The organism is Dactylosporangium sp. CS-047395, assembly GCF_050942185.1.
Classification (GTDB): Bacteria; Actinomycetota; Actinomycetes; order Mycobacteriales; family Micromonosporaceae; genus Dactylosporangium.
On sequence record NZ_CP192015.1, the window covers coordinates 616,295 to 629,909 of the forward strand.

Sequence of the window (13,615 nt, forward strand, 5' to 3'; positions counted from 1 at the left end):
TCTCAGCTTCGTGGTCGCCCGTGAGTCAGGCGGCCGGCTTGGGGGCGCGGTCGAAGCGCGCGATGGACGCCCAGTCTCCGAAGGCCGGCTCGGGCTCACCGTTGATGTCCAGCGGCACGTCCTGGAAGTCGGTGGTCGTCTTCTCGTCGGCGATCTTGTCACGGACGATGTGCCGCACGACGCCGTCGGGCTGGTACTGGACTTCGTCGATGCGGGAGGACTCGTTGATCTGCCGGCGCGGCTGATCGTCCGGGTACTGCCAGGCGATGACCGCTTTGAGGAAGAGGCCTCCACCGGGACGCCGGCTGAACTCGAACTTCGTCTTCTGCCGCTCGTGGGCGTCGAAGAAGTACACGCCGAAATAACCATGCCCGCGCACGACCTCGACGACCGCGTCGACCTCGTGCGGGCCGCCGACGACGGCACAATAGAGGGTGCCGGCGGCATCTGCCGCCCGAGCCTCCTCCTCCGTCATCGGCTCGATCGGAGCATGCAACAAGGTGTTCCAGCGGCGACAATACGAAACCGTCACGTCAAGGCTCCAAGCGGTTGCATGTAGGACTTTCCGTCGGTGTCTCTGATTGTGACATTGTTCGCCCAGGCGGCGGCGATGGCTTCCCGGGGAACGCTCCCGGAGTCCTGTGGGGGAATCTCCAGCACCATGACGCCCCGAAGGTTCTGCCCGATCTGGTCCGGGATCTTCTCACGATTCTTGGGTGTATCGGCGATCACCTGCTCGGGGCTGTACTTGTTGGCCACCTCACGTACATAACCGGCAGCGGTCGCCGGGTCGACTTGATCCAGTTGGCTGAATTTACGCGACACGATCTCGTCGCCGGGCACGTACGAGTCGAGCCGCTTGCCATTCTCGAGCGTGATCTCGTTTGCGCCGCCACGTTCCTGGTAAAGCGGTTCTCGCTGCTCGTTGAAGGCGACGCCGTTGCAGATGCGATCCCAGACCGGGCCGGGTATGTTGTCCGGCTGCTTTTCGCGCAACGAATCCGCTCGCGGTGTTGCGGACGGCTGGTCGGCGGCTTTGGCCGCGTCGGTGACATGAGCTTTCTGCGGGTTCTCGCCAGACGCCGGCCCGCTTCCTCCGTCGCCGGGGACTGCCCAGCTCGGGAGGGCGTCTTTGCCGGTCGAATGCTGATCGACGGCCTTCTGACCAGAGGTGTCGTGCTCGCCGGTGCTCTGCCGCGGAAGGTTGCCGGTCCCGGGGGTGTCGAGGCCGGTCCGTTGCGTCGTGTCGGTCGGCACGGCCCAGGAAGGCAGCGCGTTGTCACCCGGCCGAGCGGGTGGCCGCGCCTGCTCGCCGGCGCCTTGAACGCTCTGCCGGGACTGGTCGGCCGCGGGATGGAGGGCCTCCTCACCGATTCTGGAGTTCGACCCGGCCGGCGCGGTCGCCTTGACGAATTCGGCGGTCGCGACCTTGCCGGTGCGCTCGTGGGCCGCGGCGCGCTCACCGGGCGGCCCGGTTGGCGTGTCGCGTTGGGCCTTCGCCGCCTGATGCGCGTCCAGCCGTTGCTGAAACTCGGGAGTGGGCCGGAGGGAGCCGTCGCCCGGTGCGGGGCCGTTGCCTTTGGCGGCCTTGGCGGCCTTGAAGTCGTCGAGCTTCGCCTGGAATTCCGGCGACGGACGGAGCGAACCGTCGACCGGCGCAGCGGCCTTGGCATGTTCGTCGCGGACGGCATTGCCGGTCTGCCGCTGGGCGTCAGCGTGTGACGCCGTGCCGGCCGAGTCCGACCGGGCGCCGCTCGCGCGGTGCTCGATCGGCTTCACCACCTCGGGTGGCTTCGGCGGCGGCTCGGGCGGACGGTTCTCCCGGACGGACTCGGCCATCAGCGGGTCAGCGGGCCTTGGGAGTCCTCGCCACCGCCACCGTGCCGTTGCTCCAGCACCATGCCCACATAGCCGGCCGCTTGGTCGACGGCCGCCTTGCTCGCCGGGTCATGCTCCGGAGTGACCAGGCCGAGGCCCTGCTTGATCACGGTTTCGCCGCGCTCCGAGGTGCTTCGGGCGTTGACGGCCTCCATGATGTTGGCGCTCAAGCCCAGCGCCGCGCCGGGCAGGGGATGGGTCTGCTTGAGCGCGTCGCCCGCCATGCGGGTGGACTCGACGAAGCCGCGGTTGAACGCTCCAGTGCCGACGGGGCATGGACCCCGAGCGCCACCCGTCGGTTGACCGCGGGGTCGCGCAGATCCGCGTCGAACCAGCGGGACACCTCGGCCAGCTGGGCGGAGACGTCGTCGCCGGGGACGGTACGGCCGTACCGGGCCGCCCACTCGGCGCTGCGGGGATCACGTCCAGTCGCCCCGGCGCGGTCGGCGGCCCGCAGGTCGTCCCACAGGCGGGCCCAGCGGTACGGCTTGGCCAGACTCCAGGTCTCGTCGTCCTCGCAGCGGACCACGCCGTGCAGATATCCGTCGAGCGCCCGCAACACGTGCCGTCCCAGCCGATCCGGGCCGGCGGTCGCGGACAGCACTGAAGAACGGGCCGCGACCGCCTCGTCGACGGCATGCGACAAGGCGCACTCGCGAAGCCGATCCGGCAGGTCGAGCAGGGCGCGGATGTGGGCCGCCCGCAGCGCGGGCACCGGCCAGCCGGTCAGATGTCCGAGCACCGCGAGCTCCGCCCACAGCGGAAGCCATGGGTGCTCGGCGAGATACAGCTGGGCGGTGCGCATGTCGCGGAGTGTGCAGGCGTCCGCCGCGCAGGTACCTCCACAGGTCCCGCTGCGCCGACCGATCAATGGGCCGACAGCGGCGGTCGCGGTCACGCCGCCCTGTTCGCGAGAGCTGCCGTCGGGCATCCGGACAAGCACCGGCTGATCCATGCCGTCGGCGAACACGGCGCCCGTGCCGGGTGGAAGCGTCACCACGAACTTCGACTGCGGGTCAGTCAGGTTGACCGTCGCGCCGACGGCCTTGCGGTCGTCCTCGGCCGGGAGCCGGTGCATCACCTTCACCGCGGTGTTCTTGATGACGTCAGCGATGAGCTTGCTGGGTATCTGCTCGGCGATCACGAGCCCCTCGCCGTAGGCCCGCATTTCGGCCAGCAGCGCGGCGAACAGCTCGACGGCGTGTGCGGCCGGTCCGGCCCGCTCGGCCCGGCGCAGCAGCCGGTGCGCCTCCTCGAAGACGCTGAGGTGGCGCAGGCCGAGCCGGCTCAGGTCCGGCTGCTGCCGGCCGATCGTCCGCAGGTGCTCGACAAGCTGGATGAGCAGCCCGCCCATGAGGAACGCCTTGTCCCGGTCGTCCCCGACATCCTCGATCTCGAAGACCACGTTGTGCGCGAGCAACTGCTGGACGGACAGGGGATGACCGCCCTCGAAGAACCGTCCGGTCGTGCCGAGCCGCAGACTGGCCAGCCGGACCCGGATGAAGCCGCGGACGTTGTCGGTCACTTCGCGTCCGTAGCCGATCTGCTCGACGACCAACTCTGCGGTCTGCTGCAGATCTCCGAGCGTCGGATACCGGGGCCGGCTGCCCGGCACCCTCGGGCCACCGAGCACGAGGTCCCAGCCCAGGTCCTCGTAGCACCGCGTCAGGGCCGCGCTGAGCACTTGCGGAAACGGCTCCTCGGCGTCGAAAGCGGCCAGGAACAGCGAGCGCGCGAGGTCGATGTGGGTCTGCAGTGGAAAGTCGGCGGCGGCCGGTTCGAGCGGATTGAATCCGGCCGGTGGAGCATCGCGGTCTCCGGGCCGGATCACGATGACCCGTTCGCCGCCGATCCGGTCGGCCATCTGGCGGTACTCCGCCTTGGCCGGCTCGACGACAAGCCACGGCACGCCGACGCGGGTGGTCTCCTCGAGCAGGTGGCGCACGGTCTGTGACTTGCCGGCGCCGGTCGCGCCCGACACGAACGTGTGCCGATTGAGGCTCGCCGTACCGATGTGCAGGTCCTCGCCGGGCCGACCGTCGTGGTCGAGGACCTGGCCCAGCCGGACGCCCACCGCGGCCGAGCCGGGCCGCGGGGAGGTCGGGGCCGGCATCTCCGGGGTCACGTCGAACTCCGAGCGGACCGCGAGCCGGACCCCCGGAATTTCCTCGACCGGCGTCACGGCGAGCGCCGCGACGAGTGCCGAGCTCGCGACCAGCGGCGATCCGTCGAGGGCCGACGCGAGGTCGGTCACGATGCCACTGGGTATCAGCGCGTACGGCAACCGGCTGAGGTCGGCCGACGCACAGAGCAGTCCGGCGACCGCGGCGGCGCCGGCCGGGGTTGCTGCCCCGGCGAGCAGATGCACTCGCCACATGCCGCCGGACTCGCCCTGGCGTAGCTCGCGGTGCCGGAGTGCGAGCCGCTCGGCGCGCACCGCGTGCTCCGGCGATCCGGCTCGCGTGCGCGCGTCACGCTCGTCGGCGGCGACGCTGCGGGCCGCCGCGTCGATCTCGGCCATGGGTACGGGTTCGGCCAGCAGCAGCCAGGCGAACTCGGCATGCCAGACGCGCAGGAGGCACTCGTCGAGCGTCGGACGCAGGTCGTCCGGCCGGTACATCCCGTCCTCCACGAGCAGCCCGTCCGCTATGCCGGAAACTCGCGTCCAGTGCGGCATCGCGGCGAGCATCCGCAACAGCGCGCCACCCTCGCGGGCCAGGCCGGTTGCCCCCGGCGGCAGGCTCAGCGGCCGTCGGCCGTCGCTGCCGGCGGCGCCGATGATGCCGCCGGCGGTGAAGACGTGTACCGCGTTCGTGGCGCCGTTGCGCGCCCAGCCCAGGGCCAGCGGCGCGCCGGTGTCCGCCCCGGCCGCGTGGTAGATCGCTGTGACGGCGGCGAGTCGCTGCTGCTGGCCCAGGTCGATCGGGCGTCCCTCAGCCTTCGCCGGTGCCCGGCGGGGCAACTCGACCACCCGGACGCCCGCGACCTGGGCGAGCCAGTCGTACAGAGCCGCGGCACCGCCCATCAGCGCCGCCAGCCCGGTCCGTGTTGTGGGTACGGTCCGGATTGCCCAGGTGCGCCGCCCCAGCCCGGAATGGTGTTCGCGGCGGCCGCGCCTGGCGACACCGGTTGGGGCGCGATCGTGACCGGCTGTGAGATGGTCGCCTCGTTCGGCAGACCGGAGACCGGATGCACCGCCTCGTGCTGATGCGGCAACGCCATCGGCGGCAGTGGCTGCATGCTCAGCCGGGGCAGCATGACGATGGCCGGGTCGCACTCGACGGCCTGCAGGGTGGAACCGCGGTCGTGGGACTTGACCAGCAGCATCGCGTAGTCGGGCAGATCCTGGAGAACGCGCGGCTCGACCGCGTATTCGTAGACGCGTTGCGCGGAGGCCGCGTCGGACCACGTCGTGCCCTCGGCATTGGTGACCGTCTGGCTCCAGTTGTACGTGTTGGTCCACGTCCGGCTCCGGCTGCGGCTGCTGTGACCGTGTCCGCTGGACCACCCCGAGGTCTGGCTCTCGCTGGTCGAGTAGCCCTCGGTATCGGCGACGGAATGCGTCTCATTGCCGCCCAGGGTGCGCGTGAGCTGGCTGAGCACGAATTTGTGCTGTTTGCCGATGAACTCGGCCGCCTGCCGGGCCTCGTCGTGGTTGGCCAAGCGCATGAACGCGACCTCGCCGCCTCCGATCGCATGCAACGACGACTCGCGCAGGTGCTCGAACATCACCACGAGCCGGATGCCCTGCCGCTCGCAGAGCGTGCCGAGTTTCTCGACGTGCCGGTGGTCGATCTCGTCGGCCCCGACCACGATCAGCGAGCCGACCTTGCCCTGACCACTGCCGACCCAGTGGGTGAGCCACTGCACGACGAGATCCTTCAGCAGCTCGTTCTGGGCCGACCGGCCATCCCGGTCCGTCGCCAGGATGGTCATGGCGGATGGGGTGGCTGGGCGGATCGCGGTGCCCATCGCGCCGAGCGGGCGCAGGAAGGCCTCGATCCGCCGTACGTTGCCGTGCAGCTGCCGGCGGGTCTCATCGGGCATCGAGTCGCGAATCCGGTCGGCCTCTGCGAGGGTGAGCGCGGGGCCGCCGGACCGGTCTGTGATCACCCGAAGGCCTGCGATGAGCCTGCCGATGGTGACGTCGTCCCCGAGTTCCTCGCAGATCTCGTGGAGCAGCATGCTGTCCTGCACACGGTCGGCCCGGCTGCCGGTGGTGGAATCGCCGTGCATCGCTTCCACGAGGCTGTCGATGAGCTGTTGCTTGCCGAGCCCGGCCAGCAGGTCGACCTCGGCGAGCTGCGACGGGATGTGCCGCATGTCGACCGAAGAGCCGACCTGGCGCGCCAGGTCGGCGAGCTCGCCGCACAGTGTTTCGCCGCTGAAGTCGACGACGACCATCGAACCGTGGGTGCTCAGCAACGAGCCGCCGAAGATGGTCAGCACGGCTTCCCAGCCCCAGGTGGTGCCGCCGAAGACGTCAACCCGGCGAGTGCCTGGCGACGGCGTCGCGGCGCCCCACTCGAGCATCCCGCTGATCATCTGCTGTTGGCCGTGCTCGTGGGCCTGCCGGCGGGCGTCCCACTGTCCGTACGCCTGCTGGTACGCGGCCCGGAGCTCGTCGGTCTTGCGCTGGAGCGCCCCCTCGGCCTGGCCGGCCGAGTAGACGATGAGGGCCACGATGCCACCACCGGCGATGAATGCGATCGCCGCCAGTACGCCGAAAGCGGCACTGTTGGTCGCGCCGCCGCAGCAGGCGAACAGGATGACGGCGCCGAGCGTGACGCCGACGGCGATGACGATCCGATTCGTCATACGCAGCTTGGCATTGCGTGCGGCTTCGACGAGCGCGAGCGGCACCGGAATCGGCTCGGGCGGCGGTTCGGTGAACCGGCGCCGGAAAAGATTCCGGTCGCGGAAGATCCATCCGAACCGTTCGCCAGGAACGGCCAACCGCGTGAGCGGGCTCGGTTCGATATTCGCTTCGCTCATTGTGTCGAGACGTCCTTCCGGCCCTCCGGACAGATCATGGAACGGGTACGACCCGAATCGTCGGATGTCGACGCCTGTCCCGACGCAAGTGAATCAGCTACGTTAAGATCACAGAAGAGCACTCAACGTATTTGGTACAAGGAATGCTCGATCATCCGGAGTGCGGGCAGCCGACCGGACGGCTCACCGGCCGTCAGTGTCGATACGGCGGCCCGCCAGGTGATGGGGGTGCTCCGAACGGCGGACGGTTTCCGTGTCAGTCGGCGGTTAAGTTCGATCCGGCACGCGGATGAGCGGAGGGATGCGCCGGCATGGAATGGATCTGCGGTGGCGTCTGCCTTCTGGCGGTGCTGGCGGTCGCGGGTTATGCGGTCCGCGGCCGTCTCGATGACCGCCGTTTCTTCCGCCGATCCCCGGATCAACCGATCTCGGCGGTTTGTATCAACTGCCGCGGGCGCGGGTGGGTGGATCGCAGCCGGCGAACGCTCGATTTCGACGGCGAGGGCTTCGTCGATGAGTCGGCGCCGCAGACGCAGTGCGAGATCTGCGGCGGGACCGGCCGGGTCGAGCGCTGAGCGCCCAGCGAAAAGAGCCCGGGACTCAGTTCCCGGGCCCTTTCCATACGGACGTCAGGCCCGCTCGAAGCAGGCCGAGATCGACCCCGCGAACGGCGGGCGGCCGGCCTCGATCGGCATGCGGGTCACCGAGAGCACGCGCAGGCCCTTGGTCAGCTCGATCGAGAGCACCACGCCCGACTTGAGGGTGTGGATGCCGTCGCGGCTGCCGCCGGTGTCGACCGGGAACCAGTTGCCCTCGCCCTTGCTGCCCCAGATGCGCAGCGCGTAGGCGTCGTTGCCGCTGTCGGCGCCGACGTTGAGCCAGACCTTGCGCGGGTCGGCGAGGCCGGCCTGTACCGGCGGGATGGTCAGTGACGTCTGGGTGGCCTCGAGCTGGATTGGTCCGAATGATGCGCCCATCTCTTCCTCCTCATCGAATGCCCGCAGGCCGCCGAGGGTCGGCCACGCCTGGGTGCCGTCCGCGCGCTGGTCGCCGACCACGGACAGGTGCCCGTGCTCGCGGTGCTGGTCGCGGTCGGGGTCGTGCGGCAGGTACGGCCGCCAGGTCCAGGCCGGGTAGTGCTTGCCGTCCTGGTTGACGTCGTGGTTGCTGAAGATCTCGTCGTTGCTGATGCCGTACTTCGCCCGCGGGTCCCGGGCCCGCCGGATGTCGTCGAGCACCTTGCGCGCGTCCAGTCCGAGCCCGGGGACGTTCGGGAAGTCCCCGGCCGTCACGATGTTGTCGCCCCAGCCGGGGAAATCGTGCGGCGAGTGGTCGCTGGTCTCGTCGTGCAGGTCGTTGCCCACCGTGCCCCACGACTTGGGGTCCGTGCCGGGCGGGACGGCTCGCGGCGCGGCCCGCTGCAGCTGCTCGAACAGGGCGAGGATGGACTTTGCCGCTCTCCATGCCATAACCGGCTCCTCCTCGTGTTGCGTACACAGGGCAGATGCACGAGGAGGAGCCGTGATGCGGTCGGGCTTCTTACAGTCGGCGCACCGGTCCGCCGCCGTCCGGGCCGGTCATCTTGTCCAGCGCCGCCAGCGGTGTGACCGAGCCGGGAACCGTGCGCGCGGCGATGGCCCCGGACGCGATGGCGGCCGCGAAGGAGGTGCCGCTCCAGCTGGCCGCGCCGGTGAACTTCTGCCGGCCCTCGGGGTGTTCGACCTCGGTCTCGTTCAGGTACTCGGCCACGATTTCCACCCCCGGCGCGGCGTACCGCACCCACGGCAGATGCGGGCTCCAGTCCGGCACGGCGCCGTCGCCGTCGACCGCTCCCACGGCGATCACCGGCGGGATCGCGGCCGGCCAGGTCGCCGAGTGCTTGTCGCGGCCCTTGGTGAGGGTCTCGAACAGGCCGTGGTTGCCGGCCGCCGCCACCACCAGCACGCGCGCGCCGATCCGCTCGATCGCGCGCGCGATGACCAGCGGCGGGCCGCCGGCCAGGGTGTAGCAGCCGAGGGAGAGGTTGAGGATGTCCAGCGGCTTCTGCGGATCGGTCGCCAGGTCCATGATCGCGCGGGCGGTGTCCCACGAGGTGGCCCGGGCGGTGACCGGGTCGAGCAGCGGGAGCTCGACGATCTCGGCCCCCGGCGCGTACGCCCGGATCAGGCTCTTCACGAAGATCGCGTGGCCGGAGCGGTACGGCACCGGCTCGGTCCCGGGCGCCGCCGGCTTGGTGTCGATGACGCCGACGCGCACGCCCCGGCCGGAGTGCTCGTCGACCGGGTCGCCGAGCGGGACGATGGTCACCGGGCCCTCGACGAAGCCGGGCGGGCCGCCGTCCATCGGCTTGTGGCTCTCGCCGACGACCGCCTCCACGTCGCGGTTGCGCCCGATCGTCGGCGTCCAGCCGTCCCGCTCGGCCGCGCAGCGCTGGCGCAGCAGGGCCAGGGCCTCGCCGACGTCCATGGACGCGATCCCCCGAACGAGGGCCAGGCCGAGTCGCTCGTCCCGGTCGTCATCGGCAATCGGGTTGTACGGGATGTCCAGACGTTTCAGCATGTCCTCGACGACCTTGAGGTGCAGGAGATCGACGACGAGCTCATCCGGGTTGTCCACCATGGCGCCAGTGTCCTTTCACACGGGAGGTCCAGCTGTCCGAATACGGACCAGAGTCGCCAACCGGGCCGGTGATACACCCGGACGGGCTGCTGGAGCGCGCGGGCGCGGCCCTCGCGGCGGTCGACCGCGACCCCGGCAGCGGGCTTCCGCTGGCCGAGCGGGCCGCCCGCGCGGCGATTCGGGCCGGGCACGCGGCGGCCGCGTCGACCGCCGAGCGGGCCTGGGGCCATGCGTTGCTGCACAAGGGGGATCTCGCCGGCGCGGTACGGCACCTGGGCCGCGCCGCCGCCTGGGGCACCCGGGCCGGCTCGCCCCAGCTGACCGCCGAGGCCCGGCACAAGCTCGCCTTCGCCGTGCTCCAGCGCGGGCGGCCCCAGGCGGCGCTGCGCGAGATCGACGCGGCCCTGCCCGACCTCGACGGGGTGCCGGCCGCGCGGGCGCGGGCGCAGCGCGGGATCGTGCTGCACAACATGGGGCGGCTGGACGAGGCGCTGGGCGAGTACGACGTCGCCCTGCGGGTCCTGCGGCGGGAGGCGGACCTGCTCGGCGTACAACGGATGCTCATCAATCGTGCGCTCGTGCACGCCGACCGGCACGCGTTCGCCGCGGCCGAGCGGGATCTGGGTGAGGCCGAGCAGCTCGCCCGGGAGCTCGAGCGGCCGCTGACCATCGGGCTCATCGCGAACAACCTCGGCCTGATGGAGACCCTGCGCGGGGACGTGCCGGCGGCGCTGCGGCACCTGGACCGGGCCGAGCGGATCATCGGCGCGCACGGGGCCCAGCTCGGGACCCTGCACCAGGATCGGGCCGAGCTGCTGCTGACGGTCGGGCTGACCGCCGAGGCGGGGCAGGCGGCGGCGCGGGCGGTCACCACGTACCGGCGCGAGCACCGGCATCTCAAGGTGCCCGAGGTGCAGCTGTTGCTGGCCCAGGCCGAGCTGCTGGCCGGGAATCCGGCGGCGGCCGGGCGGCACGCGGACGCGGCGCGGCGGGCGTTCCGGGCCCAGGACCGGCCCGCGTACGCCGAGCTCGCCCGGCTCGGCGGCCTGCGCGCCCGGCTGGCCGGTGGGGGCCGCCCGCGGGTGCCGGTCGCCGTGCTCGACGCGATGCTGGCCACGCTCGCGACCGCCGGCTGGCCGGGTGCGGCCACGGACGCCGCCCTCGTCGCCGCCCGGCTCGCCGCCGACGGGGCGCCGTACCTCGCCCGGGCCGCCGCGGCCACGCGAAGTCGAGGGCCGGCGCTGGTGCGGGCGCGCGGGTGGTACGCGCGGGCGCGGCAGCACCAGGCGCGCGGCGATACCGCCGGCACGCTGGCCGCGACCCGGGCGGGCCTGCGCATCCTGGACGAGCACGGGGCCGCGATGGGCGCCACCGACCTGCGGGTGCACGCCGCCGCGCACCGGGCCGACCTGGCCGCGCTCGGGCTGGAGACGGCGTTCGCGACCGGGCGGCCGGCGACGCTGCTGGAGTTCTCGGAGCGGGCCCGGGCCAGCCGGCTGCCGGCCACCCCGGTCCGCCCGCCCGACGATCCCCTGCTGACCGAGTTGCTCGCCCGGCTGCGCGCGGTCATGCACGCCGACCGGCCGTCCCCGGCCCGGCAGGCGGTGCTGGAGCGGCGGATCCGGGATCGCAGCCGGCACCTCGACGGCGGGTCCGGCACCTTGGCGGGGCGGCCGGCCTCGGTCGCCGAACTCGGGGTGGCGCTGGGGGAGTGCGGGCTGGTCGAGTACACCCGGCGCAATGGGGCTCTTTATGCGATCACCGTCGTCGACGGGCGGGCCCGGGTGCACGAACTCGGCCGCGCGGACGTGGGGGACCTCGTCGATCGGGTCGCGTTCGCGGTGAGCCGGCTGGCCCGGCCCGCGGCGGCCGCGCTGCTCGCCGACGCCGCCGCCCGGCTCGACGCGCTGCTGCTCGGATCGCTCGGGCTCGGCGACCGGCCGCTGGTCGTGGTGCCGACCGGGCCATTGCACTCGCTGCCGTGGTCGCTGCTGCCCTCGTGCGCGGGGCGGCCGATCACCGTGGCGCCGTCGGCGACGCTGTGGCTGCGGGCGCAGGCCCGGGTCGCGGACGACGGACCCGTGGTCGCGGTGGCCGGGCCCGGGCTGGCCGCGGCCGGACCCGAGGCGGTGGCGGTCGCGGCGCGGCACGGCGGGGTCGCGCTGACCGGCGCCGAGGCGACCGTGGCGGCGACGCTGGCCGCGCTGGGCACCGCCGGGCTCGCGCACCTGGCCGCGCACGGACGGCTGTCGGCGGAGAACCCGCTGTTCTCGGCGATCGCGCTCGCCGACGGGCCGCTCATGGTGTACGACATCGAGCGGCTGCCGCGCGTGCCGCACACGCTCGTGCTGGCCGCCTGCGACGGCGGGCGGCCGGTCGTGCGCGCCGGCGACGAGCTGATGGGGCTCGGGGTGGCGTTTCTCGCCCGCGGGGCCGCGCAGCTGATCGCGCCGGTGCTGCCGGTGCCGGATGCGAGCACCCACGCGCTCATGCTCGCCTTCCACGAGGGCCTGGCCGGTGGCCGCACGCCGGCCGAGGCGCTCGCCGATGCGCAGGTCGCGCTCGCGGACGCGCGGTCCGCCGCGAGTTTCATCTGCATCGGCGCCGGTTTTCGTCAGGTTCGGGGCGCGTCGGTCGATTGGGCCGGGGTGGAATCGGGACGGCGGAATGCGTGAGGCCGTGGCCGCCGCGCTCAGTCGGGGCGCGAGCGAGGGGCGCAGCACCGCGGTGCTCCTCGTCGGGCTCGAAGGGGCCGACGGCGCGGCGCGGGACGGGTTCGGCGAGCTCATCCGCCGCAGCGTGCTGCGCGACGATCCGATCGGCCGGTTCGGCGACGAGTACGCGGCCGTCCTCCAGGACATCCGCAGCGTCGACAATGCCGAGGCGGTCGCGCGGCGCATCGCCGTGGCCGGACCCGCGCGGATCGGCATCGCGGTGGCCGCGCCCGGCGAGTACGGGGCCGACGACCTGCTCAACCGGGCCGCCCTCGCCCTGCAGGAGGCGCGCAGCCGGCCCGACGGGGCGCCCTGGGCCTGCTACGAGCCGGACCCGACGGCGACCACCCCGCTCGCCGAGGCGCTGCGGGAGGCGACCACAAAGGACCAACTGCGGCTCTTGTACCAGCCGATCGTGGCCCTTCCCGACGCTGAGCTGACCGGCGTGGAGGCGCTGGTCCGCTGGGCGCATCCGGAACGCGGCACGCTCGAACCAGACGCGTTCGTGCCGCTCGCCGAGCGCGTCGGGCTGATCGGCGAGATCGGGCGCTGGGTGCTGCAGGAGGCCTCCACCCAGGCCGCGCGCTGGCAGCGGCGGATGCCGGCCCTCCAGCTCAACGTGAACGTCTCGCCGCGCCAGCTCGACGACGACGGCTTCGCCGCCGAGGTCCTGCGCGTGCTCGACCGGACCGGCTTCTTCCCCGGCAACCTGGTGCTCGAAGTGACCGAGGGCGCGGTCATCGGCGCGCCGGCCTCCGTCGCGCAGCTGGCCGTGCTGAGCAACGCGGGCATTCGCATCGCGCTGGACGACTTCGGCACCGGGTACTCCTCGCTGCGGTACCTCGCCCGCCTCCCGGTCGACGTGCTCAAGCTCGACCGGCTCTTCGTGGCCGAGCTCGACGGCACCTCCCGCGGCGGCGCGGTCGCGCAGGCCGTGCTGCGCCTCGGGCAGATCCTGAACCTGGACACCGTCGCCGAGGGCGTCGAGAACGAGGCGCAGGCGCGCGAGCTGACGCTGCTCGGCTGCCACAAGGCCCAGGGTTATCACTTCGCCCGCCCGCTCACCCCCGCTGAGCTGCAGCGATGGCTTCCGGCCGGCGATCTGTCGCGATACGAGGCGGAGGTCTGGGGCCCGGAGGTGTGATACTGCACGGGCCATGGGTGCCCACCTTCGCCTCCGCCTCGGCGTGTCCCTCGCCGCCGTCGTCGTGGCCGCGGTGGCCGCGTCCGTTCTGCCCGGGTTGCCGGGGTTGCTCGGAGCGATCGTGCTCATCGCGGCCGCGTGTGCCGCCGGGGCGCTGCTCGGCTGGCCGGGTGCGCTCGCCGGGCCGGCCCTGCTGTTCCTCGCCGACGGGACAGCGGCCCGGGTCGCCGTCGTCCTCGCCGGGGTACTGCCACCGCTCGCCATA

General features: G+C 72.3%; 10 protein-coding genes. 3 read left to right on the plus strand and 7 right to left on the minus strand.

The features are described from left to right. Positions 1–25: 25 nt before the first annotated feature. Genes ACQP00_RS02840 through ACQP00_RS02860 form a run of 5 tightly spaced genes read right to left on the minus strand, consistent with a single transcriptional unit; the run spans position 26 to position 6,873 of the window. Positions 26–532: a hypothetical protein gene (locus tag ACQP00_RS02840; protein WP_433213856.1), complete on the minus strand. Its 507-nt coding sequence runs from the start codon at positions 530–532 to the stop codon at positions 26–28. Continuing rightward, entirely contained in the window at positions 529–1,839 is a 1,311-nt protein-coding gene (locus ACQP00_RS02845) for a hypothetical protein (protein WP_433213859.1), read from the minus strand. Before ACQP00_RS02845 ends, ACQP00_RS02840 begins: the two co-directional genes overlap by 4 nt. After that, positions 1,839–2,102, minus strand: a complete 264-nt coding sequence (locus ACQP00_RS02850) for a hypothetical protein (protein ID WP_433213862.1) — start codon at positions 2,100–2,102, stop codon at positions 1,839–1,841. Before ACQP00_RS02850 ends, ACQP00_RS02845 begins: the two co-directional genes overlap by 1 nt. After that, complete coding sequence (locus tag ACQP00_RS02855) at positions 2,045–4,903, minus strand: ATP-binding protein (RefSeq protein ID WP_433213865.1); 2,859 nt, start codon at positions 4,901–4,903, stop codon at positions 2,045–2,047. Before ACQP00_RS02855 ends, ACQP00_RS02850 begins: the two co-directional genes overlap by 58 nt. Then, positions 4,903–6,873, minus strand: a complete 1,971-nt coding sequence (locus ACQP00_RS02860) for a hypothetical protein (protein WP_433213868.1) — start codon at positions 6,871–6,873, stop codon at positions 4,903–4,905. The genes ACQP00_RS02855 and ACQP00_RS02860 overlap by 1 nt, the downstream gene beginning before the upstream one ends. 311 nt (positions 6,874–7,184) lie before the next feature. Here ACQP00_RS02860 and ACQP00_RS02865 point away from each other — a divergent pair, with 311 nt between their 5' ends. Continuing rightward, positions 7,185–7,448 (plus strand): hypothetical protein, encoded by a 264-nt coding sequence (locus tag ACQP00_RS02865; protein ID WP_433213870.1) that lies wholly within the window; start codon positions 7,185–7,187, stop codon positions 7,446–7,448. A 54-nt stretch (positions 7,449–7,502) separates the two neighbouring features. On the opposite strand, the gene ACQP00_RS02870 is transcribed toward ACQP00_RS02865, so the two are convergent. Continuing rightward, positions 7,503–8,342 carry a hypothetical protein gene (locus ACQP00_RS02870; RefSeq protein ID WP_433213873.1) on the minus strand — a complete coding sequence of 280 codons (840 nt, stop codon included), beginning with the start codon at positions 8,340–8,342 and terminating at the stop codon, positions 7,503–7,505. A 70-nt stretch (positions 8,343–8,412) separates the two neighbouring features. After that, the gene (locus ACQP00_RS02875; protein WP_433213876.1) at positions 8,413–9,492 is read right to left on the minus strand and encodes a S8 family peptidase; all 1,080 of its coding nucleotides are present in this window, start codon (positions 9,490–9,492) and stop codon (positions 8,413–8,415) included. A gap of 68 nt (positions 9,493–9,560) precedes the next feature. On the opposite strand from ACQP00_RS02875, the gene ACQP00_RS02880 reads away from it, so the two are divergent. Then, positions 9,561–12,167 carry a CHAT domain-containing protein gene (locus ACQP00_RS02880; protein WP_433213879.1) on the plus strand — a complete coding sequence of 869 codons (2,607 nt, stop codon included), beginning with the start codon at positions 9,561–9,563 and terminating at the stop codon, positions 12,165–12,167. Then, positions 12,160–13,350 carry a putative bifunctional diguanylate cyclase/phosphodiesterase gene (locus ACQP00_RS02885; RefSeq protein ID WP_433213882.1) on the plus strand — a complete coding sequence of 397 codons (1,191 nt, stop codon included), beginning with the start codon at positions 12,160–12,162 and terminating at the stop codon, positions 13,348–13,350. Before ACQP00_RS02880 ends, ACQP00_RS02885 begins: the two co-directional genes overlap by 8 nt. The last annotated feature ends 265 nt before the right edge of the window (positions 13,351–13,615 follow it).